Annotated in this window: 19 protein-coding genes; 4 read left to right on the top strand and 15 right to left on the bottom strand. The window is 70.7% G+C overall.

Features of this window, described 5'->3' with window-relative positions; all coding sequences use genetic code 11:
- Positions 1-134: 134 nt before the first annotated feature.
- Positions 135-1,055: an ABC transporter substrate-binding protein gene (locus tag ACLJQF_RS05625; RefSeq protein ID WP_410607123.1), complete on the top strand. Its 921-nt coding sequence runs from the start codon at positions 135-137 to the stop codon at positions 1,053-1,055.
- A 1-nt stretch (position 1,056) separates the two neighbouring features.
- Here ACLJQF_RS05625 and ACLJQF_RS05620 read toward each other — a convergent pair whose 3' ends face one another.
- From ACLJQF_RS05620 to ACLJQF_RS05585, 8 genes are read right to left on the bottom strand one after another with little or no spacing between them, the layout of a single operon-like run.
- Entirely contained in the window at positions 1,057-1,836 is a 780-nt protein-coding gene (locus ACLJQF_RS05620) for a class I SAM-dependent methyltransferase (protein WP_410607122.1), read from the bottom strand.
- 29 nt (positions 1,837-1,865) lie between these two features.
- Positions 1,866-2,336, bottom strand: coding sequence for a MarR family transcriptional regulator (locus ACLJQF_RS05615; RefSeq protein WP_410607121.1), 471 nt, complete (start codon positions 2,334-2,336; stop codon positions 1,866-1,868).
- Positions 2,337-2,346: 10 nt separating this feature from the next.
- Positions 2,347-5,019: a fumarate reductase/succinate dehydrogenase flavoprotein subunit gene (locus ACLJQF_RS05610; RefSeq protein WP_410607120.1), complete on the bottom strand. Its 2,673-nt coding sequence runs from the start codon at positions 5,017-5,019 to the stop codon at positions 2,347-2,349.
- Complete coding sequence (locus ACLJQF_RS05605) at positions 5,016-5,735, bottom strand: ABC transporter ATP-binding protein (protein ID WP_410607119.1); 720 nt, start codon at positions 5,733-5,735, stop codon at positions 5,016-5,018. Before ACLJQF_RS05605 ends, ACLJQF_RS05610 begins: the two co-directional genes overlap by 4 nt.
- A complete protein-coding gene (locus tag ACLJQF_RS05600; protein ID WP_410607118.1) occupies positions 5,732-6,565 on the bottom strand; it encodes an ABC transporter permease in 834 nt (277 codons plus the stop codon). Before ACLJQF_RS05600 ends, ACLJQF_RS05605 begins: the two co-directional genes overlap by 4 nt.
- Positions 6,562-7,950: an ABC transporter substrate-binding protein gene (locus ACLJQF_RS05595; RefSeq protein ID WP_410607117.1), complete on the bottom strand. Its 1,389-nt coding sequence runs from the start codon at positions 7,948-7,950 to the stop codon at positions 6,562-6,564. Before ACLJQF_RS05595 ends, ACLJQF_RS05600 begins: the two co-directional genes overlap by 4 nt.
- Complete coding sequence (locus ACLJQF_RS05590) at positions 7,947-8,174, bottom strand: ferredoxin family protein (RefSeq protein ID WP_103337264.1); 228 nt, start codon at positions 8,172-8,174, stop codon at positions 7,947-7,949. Before ACLJQF_RS05590 ends, ACLJQF_RS05595 begins: the two co-directional genes overlap by 4 nt.
- A gap of 10 nt (positions 8,175-8,184) precedes the next feature.
- Positions 8,185-8,901: a GntR family transcriptional regulator gene (locus ACLJQF_RS05585; RefSeq protein WP_410607116.1), complete on the bottom strand. Its 717-nt coding sequence runs from the start codon at positions 8,899-8,901 to the stop codon at positions 8,185-8,187.
- A gap of 198 nt (positions 8,902-9,099) precedes the next feature.
- Here ACLJQF_RS05585 and ACLJQF_RS05580 point away from each other — a divergent pair, with 198 nt between their 5' ends.
- A complete protein-coding gene (locus tag ACLJQF_RS05580) occupies positions 9,100-9,534 on the top strand; it encodes an SRPBCC family protein (protein WP_410607115.1) in 435 nt (144 codons plus the stop codon).
- A 94-nt stretch (positions 9,535-9,628) separates the two neighbouring features.
- Positions 9,629-10,636, top strand: a complete 1,008-nt coding sequence (locus tag ACLJQF_RS05575; protein ID WP_410607114.1) for an NADP-dependent oxidoreductase — start codon at positions 9,629-9,631, stop codon at positions 10,634-10,636.
- Here the strand turns inward: ACLJQF_RS05575 and ACLJQF_RS05570 are convergent.
- Genes ACLJQF_RS05570 through ACLJQF_RS05555 form a run of 4 tightly spaced genes read right to left on the bottom strand, consistent with a single transcriptional unit; the run spans position 10,633 to position 12,896 of the window.
- The gene (locus ACLJQF_RS05570) at positions 10,633-11,256 is read right to left on the bottom strand and encodes an HAD family hydrolase (protein ID WP_410607113.1); all 624 of its coding nucleotides are present in this window, start codon (positions 11,254-11,256) and stop codon (positions 10,633-10,635) included. The genes ACLJQF_RS05575 and ACLJQF_RS05570 overlap by 4 nt on opposite strands.
- A gap of 4 nt (positions 11,257-11,260) precedes the next feature.
- Complete coding sequence (locus ACLJQF_RS05565) at positions 11,261-11,875, bottom strand: pyridoxamine 5'-phosphate oxidase family protein (protein ID WP_410607112.1); 615 nt, start codon at positions 11,873-11,875, stop codon at positions 11,261-11,263.
- Between the two features lie 9 nt (positions 11,876-11,884).
- Positions 11,885-12,283 carry a VOC family protein gene (locus ACLJQF_RS05560; protein ID WP_410607111.1) on the bottom strand — a complete coding sequence of 133 codons (399 nt, stop codon included), beginning with the start codon at positions 12,281-12,283 and terminating at the stop codon, positions 11,885-11,887.
- A 4-nt stretch (positions 12,284-12,287) separates the two neighbouring features.
- On the bottom strand, positions 12,288-12,896 hold the full coding sequence (locus ACLJQF_RS05555) for a TetR/AcrR family transcriptional regulator (protein WP_410607110.1): 609 nt from the start codon (positions 12,894-12,896) through the stop codon (positions 12,288-12,290).
- A 96-nt stretch (positions 12,897-12,992) separates the two neighbouring features.
- On the opposite strand from ACLJQF_RS05555, the gene ACLJQF_RS05550 reads away from it, so the two are divergent.
- Positions 12,993-14,042, top strand: a complete 1,050-nt coding sequence (locus ACLJQF_RS05550; RefSeq protein ID WP_410607109.1) for an NAD(P)-dependent alcohol dehydrogenase — start codon at positions 12,993-12,995, stop codon at positions 14,040-14,042.
- A 54-nt stretch (positions 14,043-14,096) separates the two neighbouring features.
- Here the strand turns inward: ACLJQF_RS05550 and purU are convergent, their stop codons facing one another.
- The 3 genes from purU to ACLJQF_RS05535 are packed head-to-tail and all read right to left on the bottom strand — an operon-like array spanning position 14,097 to position 16,203.
- Positions 14,097-14,972 (bottom strand): formyltetrahydrofolate deformylase, encoded by an 876-nt coding sequence (gene purU, locus ACLJQF_RS05545; RefSeq protein WP_410607108.1) that lies wholly within the window; start codon positions 14,970-14,972, stop codon positions 14,097-14,099.
- Between the two features lie 15 nt (positions 14,973-14,987).
- Entirely contained in the window at positions 14,988-15,605 is a 618-nt protein-coding gene (locus ACLJQF_RS05540; RefSeq protein WP_410607107.1) for a maleylpyruvate isomerase family mycothiol-dependent enzyme, read from the bottom strand.
- Positions 15,502-16,203, bottom strand: a complete 702-nt coding sequence (locus ACLJQF_RS05535) for a DedA family protein (protein WP_410607106.1) — start codon at positions 16,201-16,203, stop codon at positions 15,502-15,504. Before ACLJQF_RS05535 ends, ACLJQF_RS05540 begins: the two co-directional genes overlap by 104 nt.
- Positions 16,204-16,225: the final 22 nt, after the last annotated feature.

Raw genomic sequence — 16,225 nt, 5'->3', positions numbered from 1 at the left:
CGACCCTACCCCGATCAGGCGCAAATATTCCGCGGAGTGGGAATTTCGGGTGCTATCTCCCACGATGTGGATTCTTGTCGGGGGTCGGGACTAGGGTCCTTTCGTCTGTTCGAGTGACGAGGGAGTGGGGATTCGTGCGCTGGTTCCGGAACGCGTCCGTGGTGGCGGTGGCCGTCGCGGCGACGCTCGGTTTGGCCGCCTGTGGCGGCAGCGACAGCGGTGACAAGCCCGCCGCGCAGGGCAAGGGCGGGGCGCCGATCGTCGTCGCGTCCTTCAACTTCACCGACAGCCAGATCCTCGCCGAGATCTACGCGCAGGCGCTGGAAGCCAAGGGCTACCCGGTGACGCGCAAGCTGAACCTCGGGTCGCGGGAGCTGATCTACCCGTCGCTGAAGTCCGGTGAGCTGCAGTTCATCCCGGAGTACCAGGGTGCGGCGATCACCACCGGCTTCGGCAAGGAGGCAGGCAAGACCGCGCAGGAGGAGCACGAGCAGCTGGCGAAGCTGTTCGAGCCCAGCGGCATCTCGCTGCTGAACTTCGCGGCCGCCGAGGACAAGAACACCTACATCGTCAAGTCCGACCTGGCCAAGGAAAAGGGCATCGCGTCGATCAGCGACCTGAAGAAGCTCGACAAGGTCGTCATGGCCGGGCCGCCGGAGTGCGAGAAGCGCCTTCCCTGCTTCAAGGGCTTCACGGACGTCTACAAGCTGACCAACATCACCTTCCAGACGATCCAGGAGGCCGGGCCGCGCGTCGAGCAGCTCAAGTCCGGGGCCGTCACGGTCATCCCGGTCGACTCGGTCAGCCCGCTGACCGGTGACTCGAAGTACACCGTGCTCAAGGACGACCTCAACATCGTGCCGACCGAGAACGTCGTGCCCGCGGTGACCAAGAAGGTGCTCGACGAGCGCGGTGCCGACTTCGCCAACGCCGTGAACGCGGTGAGCGCGAAGCTGACGACCGACGTCATGCGCGACCTGAACAAGCGCGTCGACTCCGACGGCGAGAAGGCGGCGGACGTCGCCAAGGACTGGCTGTCGCAGGCCGGTCTCTGAGTTACGCGGTCCCGCTGACGACCCACGCCCGGGCCGTCAGCGGGATCGAGCCGTCCGGGTTCGCCGGTAGCCGGCCGCGCAGCAGCTCGCGGATCCGGTCGCGGTGCGCCTCGGGCAGCGTGGCCAGGTACGCCGGTGCCGGGCCCTGCGCGCCGAGGAACGGCTGCCAGTAGTCGTCGAAGTCCGCGAACACCGTCGGGATCCTGATCTCCCCGACGGACACCGCCGCGAAGCCCGCGTCCGTCCACAACCGGTCCAGCGGTTCCGGGTGGCACAGCGTGAACTTGCGGCCCTCGTCCAGCTCGGCGACCGTCGAGGGGTCGAGCTCGGCGGCCGCGTCCCAGAAGTGGCGGATCAGCTCCATGCCCTCGGCGATGTCCCACAGGTAGGCGGCGGCCAGCCCGCCCGGCGCGGTCACCCGCGCGATCTCGGCCGCCGCGCGGGCCGGCTCGGGGACGAAGTTCAGCACCAGGCCCGACACGACCACGTCGAAGCGATCGTCCGGGAAGGGCAGCGAGCGCGCGTCGGCCAGCGTGAACGTCGCCCGCGGATCGGTCACGCCCGCGCGAGCCGTCTTCAGGAACCCCTCGGACGGGTCGGCGCCGACGACCTCCGCCGGGTCGGCCGCCGCCAGCACCGCCGACGCGCACGCGCCCGTGCCGCAGCCGACGTCGAGCCAGCGCCGGCCCGCCGGGGCGCCGAGCTGCCGGACGAACCTCTCCGCGATCCGGCGGCTCCACCGTCCGATGTAGGCCTCGTAAGCGTCGCCTGCCTGCCACATGCCCCCGAGTACAGCACAGAAACCGCTGCTCAGCCGCCGTTCAGGGCCCCGGTCGCGTCCTGGCCCGCCGCGGTCGCGCGGTGCAGGAACCCGGCGATCAGCGCCAGCTCGTCCTCGCGGTAACCGGCGCAGAGCTCGTCCATCGCGGTGTTCATCCCCGCGTAGAGCCGGAACAGCTCGCCGTTGCGGCCGCGGACCGCGCGGACGGTGACCGAGCGCCGGTCGGCCGCCTCGGGGTCGCGTTCGCGGACGATCCAGCCGCCCTTCTGCAGCCGGTCGAGGATGCCGGTCATCGTCGCCGGGTGCAGCCCGGCGCGGCGGGCCAGCGCGCTCGGGCTGAGCGGGCCGTGCCGGGCGATCAGCTCCAGGCACTCCAGGTCGACGTCCTTGAGCGCCAGCTGGGCGCTGACCTGGTGGTTCAGCAACGCGAGCTGGTTGCGCAGCTCCCGCAGCGCGTCCTTCACCGCCACGGTCGACCGGCGGTGCGCTCCCGAACTCATATCGGCGAGCCTAACCGCCGAGGGCCATCCTCGTGTATGCCCGGACGTCGGCGTCCGAATCGGTGCGCCGCGCCCGCAGCCGCGCCGCCACCGACGGCTGAGCAGCCCACTTGCCCAGTGCCTGCACCGCCGCCCGGCGGACGTTCGGGTGCTCGTCCTCCAGCGCCGCGAGCAGCTGCTCCGACGGCTCGGCCAGCGCACCCAGTGCCGTCGCCGCACCCCGGCGGACCTGCCAGGCCGGGTCCGCCAGCGACGCGAACGCCAGCCGCGCCAGGTCGCCGCCGCAGCCCAGCTCGGCCGCCGCCGTCAAGGCCGCCGCGCGGACCAGGGGATCTTCGTCGACTGCCAGGGCGGCCACCGTGCCGGTCGAGCGCGGGTCGCCGATCGTGCCCAGCCCCGTCGCCGCCGCCACCCGGATCTCGCGCGACGCGTCCGCCGCCGCGGAGGCCAGTGCCGAAGCCGCGTCCAGCGACACCAGGCCCCGGATCGCCTCCAGCCGGACCACCACCGCCGGGTCCGCCAGCAGCGAGGCGAAGAGCGGCTCGTCGCCGAGGCGAAGGGCGCGCAGGACGTCCGAGGCCACCGAGCGCACGTCCGAATCGGACATCGACAAGGCCGACCGCAGCCCGTCGCCCAGGGACGACGTCGGCGTCAGCACCTCGACCAGCTCCCGCAACCCGGCCGCCGCCGCGGCGCGGACCCGCGCGTCGATGTCGTGCAACGCCGTCACCAGCGCGGGGCCGAAGCCATCCGGAGCCGACTCGGTGAGCACCGCGATCGCCGTGGTGCGGACCTCGGCGTCGGGATCGGACAGGTACGAAGACAGCACCGCGAGCGAGGGCTGTTCCTCCGCCAGCGCGACGACTTCGAGCACCCGCGGCGACGAATGCGTCCGCGCCGGGGAAACCGTGGCCACGTCCGGGGGCGTGTGCCCGCTGAAGGCCGTGTGGGTACCGAGGGCTTCGACGGCGAACTCCGGCACCGAGAACTCCGGCACGGGCACGACGTAGGGCGCCACCGGCCGCTTCAGGAACTCCATCTCGCCGACCGCCGTCTTGCGCAGGTTCAGGTGCGCGAGCCAGGACACGTCGTCGCGGCCCGGATGGTCGGTCCGGTCGTGGTAGAGCCCCCATCGGCTCTCGGTCCGCATCAGCGACGCCCGCGCCGCCATCTCGGCGCAGTCGCGGATGAACGTCACCTCGGCGCAGCGCATCAGCTCGTGCGGGGTGCGAGCCCCCATCGAAGCGATCTCGCCGGTCATCCGCGCGAACGTCTCCAGGGCGATCTCCAGTTTCGCCGTCGTCTTGGGCGGGGCCACGTAGTCGTTGACGAACCGCCGCAGCTTGTACTCCACCTGCTGCTGCGGCGGACCGTCCGGAGTGGACAGTGGCCGGTAGATCAGCTCGTGGGCGAGAGCGATCTGGTCTTCGGGCAACGTAACCGGCGGGCGCAGGGAACCCGACGCGTGCGCACCCGCGAGGTCGCCGTACACGAACGCGCCGATCATGTAGTTGTGCGGCACGCAGGCGAGGTCGCCCGCCGCGTACAGGCCCGGGACCGTCGTCGCGCCGTTCTCGTCCACCCAGACGCCGGACGCCGAATGCCCGCCGCACAGCCCGATCTCCGAGATGTGCATTTCGACGTCGTGCGTGCGGTAGTCGTGGCCGCGGGTGGCGTGGAACGTCCCGCGCGTCGGCCGTTCGGTCGTGTGCAGGATGTTCTCCAGCGCGCCGAGCGTCTCCTCCGGCAGGTGCGTCAGCTTGAGGTAGATCGGCCCGCGCGCCGACGAGATCTCGCGTGCCACCTCGGCCATCATCTGGCCGGACCAGTAGTCGCAGTCGACGAACCGGTCGCCGGCCGCGTTGACCTGGTAGCCGCCGAACGGGTTGGCGACATAGGCGCAGGCCGGGCCGTTGTAGTCCTTGATCAGCGGGTTGATCTGGAAGCACTCGATCCCGGACAGCTCCGCGCCCGCGTGGTAGGCCATCGCGTAGCCGTCGCCGGCGTTGGTCGGGTTCTCGTAGGTGCCGTAGAGATAGCCGCTGGAGGGCAGGCCCAATCGGCCACACGGGCCGGTCGCCAGGATCACCGCGGACGCCGAAACCGTGACGAACTCGCCGGTCCGGGTGTTGAACCCGGCGGCGCCGACCGCGCGGCCACCGGACGTCAGCACCCGCACCGGCATCACGCGGTTTTCGATCGTGATGCGCTCGCGCATGTGCTTCGCCCGCAGCACGCGGTAGAGCACCTTCTTGATGTCCTTGCCCTCCGGCATCGGCAGGACGTAGCTGCCGGACCGGTGTACGCGCCGCACGGCGTACTCGCCGTACTCGTCCTTTTCGAACTTGACGCCGTACTTCTCCAGCCGCTGCACCATCGCGAAGCCGCGCCGCGCGGTCTGGTACACAGTGGACTGGTTGACGACGCCGTCGTTGGCGCGGGTGATCTCGGCGACGTAGTCCTCGGGCGTGGCTTTGCCCGGGATGACCGCGTTGTTCACGCCGTCCATGCCCATCGCGAGGGCCCCCGAGTGCCGGACGTGCGCTTTTTCCAGCAGCAGCACGTTCGCGCCGTTCTCCGCGGCGGTCAGCGCGGCCATGGTCCCGGCCGTCCCGCCGCCGATCACGAGTACGTCCGTCTCGAAGTGCGTCCGCGCGGACACCGGGGGTGCTGCGAACGTCATGCCGCCACCAGCCCGTCCAGGACCTCGGCGCGCTCGGCCGCCACGGCGGGCTCGGCCGTCCGCGGCCGCGACGACTCGACGACCTTCGCCAGCCGCCCGTCGCGGGTCAGCACCGCGACGCGGTCGGCCAGGAACAACGCCTCGTCGACGTCGTGGGTCACGAACACCACCGTCGTCGGCCGCTTGCGCCAGACGTCCACGAGCAGCCGCTGCATGGCCGTGCGGGTCTGGGCGTCGAGGGCGCCGAACGGCTCGTCGGCCAGGATCACCCGCGGCGACCCGGCGAGGGTGCGGGCGAGCTGGACGCGCTGCCGCATGCCGCCGGACAGCTCCCGCGGCAGGTGGTCCTCGTACCCGGCCAGCCCGACCTGTGACAGCCAGGACTCGGCTTCGGTGCGCCGCCGCGCCCGCGGCACGCGCCGGATGGACAGCGGCAGCTCGACGTTGCGGCGCACCGAACGCCACGGCAGCAGCCCGTCGTCCTGGAACACCAGGGCCCGCTCGGCGGACGTGCCGGTCACCTCCACGCCGGCGGACAGGATGCGGCCCGACGACGCCGGGAGCAAGCCGGAAAGGGTGCGCAGCAGTGTCGACTTGCCACACCCCGAAGGACCGGTGACGGCCAGGATCTCGGCGTCGGCGACGGCCAGGTCGATGCCGGACAGCACCGCCCGCTGTCCGTAGTGGACGGTCAGGTTCTCGATGCGCAGGCTCATGAGTTCTCCCCTCGGGGCAGCCAGCGGGTGGCGCGGCGGCCGAGCAGTTCGACGGCGGCCGAGGTGACCCAGCCGAGCAGGCCGATGGTGAGCATCCCGACGATCACGCCGGGGTAGTCGACGACCGTGTAGGCCTGCCAGGTCCGGTAGCCGACGCCGAACTCGCCGGAGATCATCTCCGCCGAGATCACGCAGATCCACGAAACGCCCATGCCGACGGACAACCCGCCGAACACGCCGGGCAGCGCGCCCGGCAGCACGACGTTCCACAGCACGCGCCGCCGCGAGCCGCCCATCGTGCGGATCGCGTCCTCCCAGACCACCGGCAGCGCGCGCACCGCGTGCCGGGTCGAGACGACCACCGGGAAGAACGCGGCGACGAAGGTGATGAAGACTATGCCCTGCTCGTTGCTGGGGAACAGCAGGATCGCGATGGGCACCATCGCGATGGCCGGGATCGGCCGCAGGACTTCCAGGAGCGGCTGGACGACGTCGGACGTGCCGCGGGAGCGCGCGATCGCGGTGCCGAGGCCGATCCCGAACACCGTGGCCAGCGCGAAGCCGGTGACGATCCGGCGCAGGGAATCGAGCAGGTCCTGGTAGTAGACGGCGGTGCCGAGCTGGTAGCCGAGGTCGCGGGCGACCTCGACCGGGGTGGGCAGGCGATCGAAGTGCAGCCACAGGTCGACGTCGAACGCGGTCAGCAGCTCCCACACGACCAGCGCGGCGACGATGCTGCCGGCCCGGACGGCGAGGCGGCTGAACCGCCGTCTCGGTGGCGCGGGTGGGGCCGCGACGGCGGTGGGTTCGTGTTCGAGGGTCTGGGTCATCGGGACTCCTCCACGGCTTGCGCGTAGCTGACGATCGCGCCGGGGTGCCCGGCGAGGTGGGCGCGGGCGCCGTCTTCGGTGGTGAAGGGCAGCAGCGCGCCGTCCGCGTCGCGCACCCAGACGGCCTTGTCGGCGAACCAGCGGGTGCCGGTGGCCGCGTCGGGGACGTAGGCCGCGCGGACCGGCTTCCCCGCGTGCGCCACCGCCTTGAGCAGGCAGGATGGTGTGGCGGCCGGGTGCGTCGCGGTCTCGCCGGACAGCCACAGCTCACCCGCGGTGTGCGGATCGGTGACTGATCTGGAGCACGTCGTGTCGAATCCGGTCACCGGGGACGGATTGTCCACAATGGATACAGCCGCTCCGTACGCGGGGCCGTAGATCTCCCGCAGGTACCGGTCGTCGACGAACGCGCCGAGGTCGAGCCGCTTGATGTTGCCGATCGAGCGCAGGAACGGCGCGTCGGTTTCCAGCGCGCCGATCAGCGGGCGTTTCAGCGGCAGGTCGAAGGTGACCATGCCACCGGCGCCGTTGTAGAGGTAGACGACCTCGGCCGGGAGTTTCGTGGCGGACGCGACCTTCAGCGCCGCGTCCATCGGGTGCGCGTGCAGGTAGTCCGTGGCGTCGCGTTGCGCGCGCAGGAACTCCGTGACGACGTCGTGGTGGGTGTCCGCATAGGACTCCCGGACGACCACGCCGTGCCACGTCGGCAGGTTCAGCGCCGAGCCGTCGTAGAGCAGCCGCGCCTGGTTCGCGAACACCAGCTGGCCCGGCCACGCGACGAACTGCCCGAGCGCGTCGACCGAGCCGGACAGCAGCCCGGACGCGCCGACCGCGGGCGCCTGGTTCTGCAGGTGGACGTCGTCGGGGCCGATGCCGATGTTCTGCAGGGCGTGCACGGTGGTGCCGTGCCCGGCCGAGCCGATGCTGGCGGAGATCTTCTTCCCGCGCAGGTCGGCCAGGGTGTGCGCGGGCGAGTTCGGCGGCACGACGACCATGTTGAGCGCGCCGAGCAGGTTGTAGCCGGTCGCGGCGATCAGCTTGGTGCGGCCATCGCCGAACTCCTGCGTGCGGGATCCGTTGATGAGCAACGGGTAGTCGCCCATCGAGCCGATGTCGATCTTGCCCGCCACCATCTGCGCGGTGATCGGCGCGCCGGTCGAATAGTCCTGCCACGTGACGTGATAGCGCTTCCCGTCCCGTTTCCCCAGGTCGGCGAGGCGCTGCTCGAAGTACCCGAGTGACCGCAGCAGGGTCCCCGCGGTGACGGTGTTGATCGTCTTCGACTGGTAGCCGATCACGACGTCCACGTCGTTCGACGTGGATGCGTTCGCGGTGCAGCCCGCGGCCAGCAGCGCGGCGGCGAGCAAGATCCGAACGGCCTTCATCGCAGCAGGTAAGGCATATTGATCGTGACCGCGCCGGTCGGGCAGCGCGCCGCGCACGGCCCGCAGTACCAGCATTCGTCGACGTGCATGTACGCCTTGTCGGTGTCCGGGTCGATGGCCAGGGAGTCGAGCGGGCACATGTCGACGCACAGGCGGCAGCCGTCGAGGCACTTCGACTCGTCGATCGTCACCGGGACGTCGATCCGGCTCGGCACGAGGGGCATGGGGTCTCCTTCAGGAACGGTCGAGGCGGGCGCGCATGGTGAGGCGGTCGCCGCGCAGCCGGATGTACTCGAGGTCGACGGGCCGTCCGTCGGCGAAGTGCGTGAGGCGCTCCCACCGCAGCAACGCCGCCCCCGGTGGGACTTCCAGCACGGCGGCGGTTTCGGGGTCGGCGTTGAGGGCTTCGACGTCGATGTCGGCGTAGCCCAGCCGCTGCCCGGACGTCTCCTCGATGAGCGCGAAGACGTCCCGGCCGGCGAGGTCGTGTTCCAGCAGCGGCTTCCCGATCTCCGGCAGCAGGTAGGTGAGATCGAGCGACAGCGGGACGCCGTCGAGCCGCCGCAGCCGTTCGAGGTAGACGACTTCGGAACGTTCGGGCACGCCGAGCCGGTGCGCCACCACGGCGGGCGCGGGCACCAGGTCCGCCGTCCGGACGTCGTTGGTGACCTCGCCGTGCTCCCGCAGCACCTCGGCGAGCCCGGCCAGCCGGTTCAGCCCGTGCGGGTACTTGTGCCCGACGACGACCGTGCCGACGCCGGGCTGGCGCGCGATCAGGCCGTCGTCGCGCAGCAGCGCGAGGGCCTCCCGCGCGGTGTTGCGCGTCGCCGAGAACTCCACCGTGAGGTCCTCCTCACACGGCAGCGTCTCGTCGGCCAGCACCTGGCGGCGCAGCAGATCGGCGAGCTGCCGGGCGCTGTCCGAGCGGGTTCGCCGGGGTGTCGTGGGCATGGCGGCGAGAATGGCCAGCGGACGTTAACACCGTGTTACGCCACTTCCGGCGCCCGACACGAGCCTCTGACCTGCAAAAACAGCTGTCCAGAGCGGACTTCCGCCGCTCACTATCTGGGACGTGCCAGGGCGCCCGCCGGTGGTGCGCCGGGCGGTGAAATCGTGGACCCTGATCTGTACGCCGGGAAGAGGAGTGAAATGGGAAAGGTCACGGCCACCGCGGAGCGCACCATCGACGCCCCGGCCGACAAGGTCCGCGCGCTCGTCGCCGACTACGCCGAGACGCGGCCGAAGCTGCTCACCGAGCACTACCGCGACTACCAGGTGACCGAGGGCGGCGTCGGCGCCGGGACCAAGGCCGGCTGGAAGCTGCAGGCGACTTCCAAGCGCGTCCGCGATGTCAAGGCGACGGTGACCGAGTCGAAGCCGGGCGTCCTGGTCGAGACGGATGCGAACTCGAGCATGGTCACCACCTGGACGGTCACCGAGGCGGGTGACCGCAGTGTGGTGAAGATCGAGACCACGTGGGACGGTGCGGGCGGCATCGGCGGCTTCTTCGAGAAGACGTTCGCGCCGGGCGGGCTCAAGAAGATCTACGACGGCGTCCTGGGCAAGCTCGCCGAGATCGTGTAGCTCGTCACAATCGGAATCTGCGCCCCGGTTGGCTGGTTACATCGAGGGGAATCCGGGGCGCTTGCCCCGCTTCGAGACTTGAGGAGATTCGACGATGAGCACGGCGACCGAAATCCGGCTGGCTTCGCGTCCGGAAGGCGTGCCGACGCACGACAACTTCGAGATCGTCGACACCGAGGTGCCGACGCCGGGTGACGGCCAGATCCTGGTCCGCAACCTGATCATGAGCGTCGACCCCGCGATGCGCGGCCGGATGAAGGACGTCAAGTCCTACGCGCCGCCGTTCCAGGTCGGCGAGGTCATGTCCGGCGGGGCGGTCGGCGAGGTCGTCGAGTCGAACGTGGACGACGTCAAGCCGGGGGACCACGTCCTGCACCAGGCGGGCTGGCGCACCCACGCCGTGCTCGACGCGGGCCGGTACGTGAAGGTCGACGGGGCCGCGGCGCCGCTGTCGACGTACCTCGGTGTGCTCGGCATGCCGGGCCTGACCGCCTATTCAGGCCTGCTGGAGTCGGCCGAGTTCAAGCCGGGTGACACGGTGTTCGTCTCGGGCGCGGCCGGTGCGGTCGGCTCGCTGGTCGGGCAGATCGCGAAGCTGAAGGGCGCCAAGCGCGTCATCGGCTCCGCGGGTTCGGCGGAGAAGGTCCGGCACCTGATCGACGACCTCGGCTTCGACGCCGCGTTCAACTACAAGGACGGCCCGGTCGCCGAGCAGCTGCACAAGGCGGCGCCGGAGGGCATCGACGTCTACTTCGACAACGTCGGCGGCGAGCACCTCGAAGCGGCGATCGACGCGATCACCGTGCACGGCCGGATCGCCATCTGCGGGATGATCTCCACGTACAACGCGACCGAGCCGACGCCGGCGCCGCGCAACCTCACGCAGGTCATCGCCAAGCGGCTCACCATCCGCGGCCTGCTGGTGATCGACCACTGGCACCTGCAGCAGCAGTTCGTCGCCGAGATCGCGCCGCTGGTCAGCTCCGGTGAGATCAAGTACTCGGAGACCTTCGTCGACGGCATCCGCAACGCGCCCGAGGCGTTCCTCGGCCTGCTGTCGGGCGCCAACACCGGCAAGATGCTGGTCCGGATCGCCGACTAGAGGAGTCCGGCCAGCTCCGGCAGGGTCGACGCGGTGTAGGTGGGCGCGGGCGAGCCGGGCAGCGGGTGGACACCGGGACGGGTGAGCAACGCCGTCTCGAGCCCCGCGGCCTGGGCGCCCGCGATGTCCCAGTCGTGCGCCGCGATCATGACCGCCCGCTCGCCGGGGTAGGCGGCGGTGACCTGCCGGTAGGGCTCCGGCGCGGGCTTGAGCCTGCCGACCTGCTCGGCCGAGAAGATCCGGTCGAGCAGTGGCGCCAGCCCGGCGTTCAGCAGCTGCGCCTCGGCGGTGGCGAGTGGCGAGTTCGTGAGCGCGACGAGGGTGTGGCCCCGCTCGCGGAGCTTCGCCAGGCCGGCTTCGACGTCCGGATGGGCGGGAAGGCTGCGCAGGCCCTCGCCGACCTTCGTGAGGTCGACCTCGCGTCCGTGTCGAGCCGCGACCTCGATCGCCGCGTCGCCGGCGATGCCCGCGAAGTCGCGGTAACCGCCGGTCGCCGTGACGGTCAGGACCGTGTGGATGGCCAGGCCGAACCACTCGCGCCGCAGCTTGGGCCCGCCGATGGTGGCGTCCAGCGCGGCGAGGTCCAGCAAGGTCTCGTTGACGTCGAGGACGCACAGCATCGGATCAGTATTGCTCCGTGAGGGCCCGGTGGTCGAGGCGCGCGTCCAGCTCCTCCGCCGAGACCGGAAGCGCCATCTGGTCGCGCATGATCGTGCCCATCGACGGCAGCGCCGAGCGCTCCGGCCACGTCTCCGGCTTCCACAGCGACGACCGCAGGAACGCCTTCGCGCAGTGCATGTACAGCTCCCGCACTTCGACGACCACGGCCAGCCGGGGCCGCTTCCCCTGCACCACCAGCGAGTCGAAGAACGGCGCGTCCGACACCAGCTTCGCGCGGCCGTTGACCCGCAGCGTCTCGTTCATGCCCGGCACCAGGAACAGCAGCCCGGCGTGCGGGTTGTCGACGATGTTGCGGAAGCTGTCGATCAGCTTGTTGCCCGGGCGGTCCGCGAGCACCAGCGTCTTCTCGTCGAGCACCAGCACCGAGCCCGCCGGATCGCCGCGCGGGGAGACGTCACAGCTGCCGTCCGGTGCCGAGGTCGCCAGCAGCACGAACGGCGAGTGCGCGATCAGGTTCCGCGCGTGCTCGTCGATCCGGTCGATGACCTTCTTCTGCGTCAGCTCGGCCACTTCGCCGACGACTTCGCGCAGCGCCTCGTGTGAGTCGATGATCCCCATGCGCTCAACCTAGTCCGCGTCGTGGTGGCAGACCGCTTCGAGCATGAATCCGAAGGGGTCCAGCCAGAAGGTGGCGAAGTACGGCGGCGGGTACTGGGGAAACTCCTGTGGGGCGTGCACCACGGTCCCGCCCCGCTCCAGGACGTGCGCGTGGACGGCGCGCACGGAGGATCGGGTCTTCACCATGAACGCGAGATGCTGCAGCCCGGTCGCGTCCTTGGAGTACGCCGAAGGTTCGGCGGCGGGGTACAGGAACAGGAAGGTGCCCGGTTTCCCGCCCGCGGGCCGGTATGCGACCTCGTCCTCGGCCGCGAAGAACGTCGTGAAGCCGACCAGCGGCAGCAAGGCGTCGTAGTAGGCCTTGGCCGCCGCCAAGTCCGGCACGTTGATCCCCAGATGACCCAGCATCGCCTCAGTCTGGCACCTTCGCCGTGGGCCGGATCCGGCCGACGATGGCGGCGCGGGCGGCCTCCGAGGACTTGTGCACCACGAGATCCGTCGAGTAGCCGTGCTTCACGAAGACGCCGTCGAGCTGGAACGTGCCGTAGCCGTGGGCCTGGGTGAACAGCTGCTCCATCAGCTCCAGCGCGGTCGCCGGGTCCGGGGCGACCGTCAGGCAGCGCATCAGGAACTCGTCGGTCAGCCGTCGGGTCTGCTCGTGCAGGCCGACGTGCTCCGGGCCGTGCAGGCCGTCGGCGTAGATGACGTTCATCCCGGCCCGCCGCTCGATCAGGTAGCGCGTGTACGCGCCCGCCGCCGCGGCCAGGGCGTCCACCGGGTCATCGCGAGCACCCGCCGCCGCGGTGACGCGGTCGGCGAGCTGGCAGGCGATGTTGCCCGCCACCTCGGCCAGCAGGCTCTCGCGGGAGGCGAAGTGCCGGTAGGGCGCGCCGGGACTGACCTTCGCGCGCCGGGCGACCTCGGCGACCGAGAAGCCGGCCAGGCCCTGCTCGGCGATCAGGTCGAGCGAGACGCGCACGAGCTCGCCGCGGAGGTCGCCGTGGTGGTACTTGCCGCCCATGACCCGGATCACATCTCTCGTTCGAAATATGTAAGACCCCTCTTACGTAGAGATGTAAGAGACCACTTACGACGGTACTTGAACTTGGAGGGTTCCATGAGCACCACCACGCACGCCATCGCCGCCCCGGCGCCGGGCGCGCCGCTGGCGCCGACCACGATCGAGCGCCGTGACCTGCGTTCCGACGACGTGCTGATCGACATCGCCTACGCCGGCATCTGCCACAGCGACCTCCACCAGGCCAAGGAGGACTGGGGCCAGGCGATCTTCCCGATGGTCCCGGGTCACGAGATCGCCGGCGTCGTCGCCGCGGTCGGGTCCGACGTCACGAAGTACCAGGTCGGCGACCGCGTCGGCGTCGGCTGCATGGTCGACTCCTGCGGCGAGTGCGAGTACTGCCTGGCCGGCACCGAGCAGTTCTGCGTCAAGGGCAACATCCAGACCTACAACGGCGTCGGCTTCGACGGCGAGAACACCTACGGCGGCTACAGCAACCAGATCGTCGTGAAGGACGCCTTCGTCTGCCGCATCCCGGAGGGCATCGACCTCGACGTCGCCGCGCCGCTGCTGTGCGCGGGCATCACCACCTACTCGCCGCTGCACCACTGGGGCGCCGGCCCCGGCAAGAAGGTCGCCGTGATCGGCCTCGGCGGGCTCGGGCACATGGGCGTCAAGATCGCCGCCGCGATGGGCGCCGAGGTGACCGTGCTGAGCCAGAGCCTCAAGAAGCAGGAGGACGGCCTCAAGCTCGGCGCCACCGACTACTACGCGACCAGCGACGAGGCGACGTTCGACGTCCTTCGCGGCAAGTTCGACATCATCCTCAACACCGTGTCGGCCAAGCTGCCGATCGACGCCTACCTGAGCCTGCTCAAGGTCGGCGGCGCGATGGTGAACGTCGGCGCGCCCGGCGAGCCGCTGGCCTACAACGCCTTCTCGCTGCTCGGCGGCAACAAGGTGCTGGCCGGCTCGATGATCGGCGGCATCGCCGAGACCCAGGAGATGCTGGACTTCTGCGCGAAGCACGGCATCGGCGCGGAGATCGAGACCATCTCCGCCGACAAGGTCAACGAAGCCTACGAGCGCGTCGAGAACTCCGACGTGCGCTACCGCTTCGTCATCGACGCGTCGACCATCGGCGCCTGACCCCTCGTGAGTGGTAATTCGGGTTCTAACCCGAATTACCACTCACGAGCGTGCTCAGAAGACCACGGTGCGGTTGCCGTGCACCAGGACGCGGTTCTCCAGGTGCCAGCGGAGGCCGCGGGCCAGCGTGACCTTCTCGATGTCGCGGCCCTTGCGGACCATGTCCTCGACCGAGTCGCCGTGGTCGACGCGGATGACGTCCTGGTCGATGATCGGGCCCGCGTCGAGGTCCGCCGTCACGTAGTGGCAGGTCGCGCCGACCAGCTTCACCCCGCGCGTGTGCGCCTGGTGGTACGGCTTCGCGCCGATGAACGACGGCAGGAAGCTGTGGTGGATGTTGATCGCCCGGCCGGCCCACTCGCGGCACAGGTCCGCGGGCAGGATCTGCATGAACCGGGCCAGCACCACCGCGTGCGGGTCGTGCTCGTCGACCAGCTTGCGCACCTGCTCGAACGCTTCTTGCTTGCCGTCGGCCGGGAACGGCACGTGGTGGAACGGGATGCCGTGCGCGCGGGTGATGTCGGCGAGCGAGTCGTGGTTGCCGATCACCGCGGCGACGTCGACGTCGAGTTCCCCGGAGGCGACGCGGCCGAGCAGGTCGTACAGGCAGTGCCCGGCCTTGGAGACGAGGATCACCGCGCGGCGCCGCTCGCCGGTGTCGCTGACCTGCCAGCTCGACTCGGCGGACAGTTCCGCGGCCACCTCGCCGAAGCGGGCGCGCAGCTCGGCGGCGTCGAACGGCAGCGAGTCGGCCCGGACGACCTGGCGGGTGAAGAACCAGCCGGTGTCCGGGTCGGTGTGGTAGGCCGCCTCGACGATCCAGCCGCCGTGCTCGGCGAGGAACCCGGAGATCCGGGCGATGATGCCGGTGCGGTCGGGGCAGCCGAAGGTGATGACGTAGCGGCGTTCGGGAGCGGTCACGCCCGGCATTCTCCCTTGCGCTGGTCAGGGCGCCGCGAGCGGTGCGAGGTCACCCGTGACCGACGCCCGGTGCGGGCGGCCCCACAGCGCCCGGTAGACGTCGTCGGCGGCGCCGGAGACCTCGGCGCCGGGCCCGCCGATCGTCCACGTGCGCTCCGGCGTGGTGATGCGAACGTCGCCGGTCTTGCCCAGGCGCGGGGCGAGGTAGGTCAGGAACTCGTCGATCCCGTCGTTCGCGAAGGCGGGGGAGAAGCGTGTCCCCGGACCCTCTTCGAGCGCCGATTCGGCGTCGAGGCGGTGGATCGCCGTCTCGTGCGCCATCCGCCGCGTCCAGTCGCCGACCGTCACGGCGAACCCCGGGTACGGCGAGAAGGCCGGGGCCTCCGGGGCTTTCGCGAGGGCTTCGCGCAGGGCGAGCCGCTGGCCGTCCCACCACCCGAGCACGTCGTCCCAGCCCGATGGCGGCGACGGCTTCGCGGGCCGGTTCACCGCCAGGCCGACGGCGAAGGCGTGGACGAACGCGATGTGCGTCACCAGGTCATGGACAGTCCACTTCGGACAATTGTGGACCGGTGCCGCCGGCCCGGCCGCCAGCGCCGCCCGCTTGAGCCCGTCGGCGTGCACGTCGATCGCTTCGAGCATGAGCCGACCGTAGCCGTCTCCCGGTCTCGATGGCGAAGACCAGACCCAAACCGAGGCTGAAGGACAGCACCAGTCCCTTGGCCGGTTCATCGGCGAAGGCGGCTCCGCCGGCGAAGCCGATCAGCACGCTGTACACCGCCCAGATCGCTGCGCCGGCGGCGTCGAGCGCGAGGAACTTCGGCAGCGGGTAGCCGAGGCTGCCGTTGGCCAGTGCGCTGGCGACCCGCCCGCCGGGCAGGTAGCGGGCCGCGATGATCAGCAGCCCGCCGTTGCGCCGCACCCGGTCGCGGGCCCACGCGTAGCGATGGCGGCCGTCGGGCCCGCGCTGCAGCCGCGCGATCGCCCGCGGCCCCGCGGACCGGCCGACGGCGTACCCGAGGCAGTCGCCCGCCCACGCGCCCCCGGCCGCCACCGCGGCGAGCAGGGCGAGCCGCGCCGGATCGGGCCCGAGCAGGACGGCGACGGTGACGACCGTGGTCTCGCTGGGCATGAACGGCAGCAACGCATCCAGCCCGGCCACGGCGAAGACGAGCACCCATAGCCACGGCGAGCCGAGCGCGTCGCGCAGCAGCTCCGAGACCTGCCCCAGGAGTTCCACGGCTCAATGGTGATCACCACAG

The organism is Amycolatopsis sp. lyj-109, assembly GCF_046548995.1.
In the GTDB taxonomy this organism is placed as follows: Bacteria; Actinomycetota; Actinomycetes; order Mycobacteriales; family Pseudonocardiaceae; genus Amycolatopsis.
The sequence above is the reverse complement of the archived record's forward strand: the minus strand, read 5'-3'. Positions and strand labels throughout refer to the sequence as shown.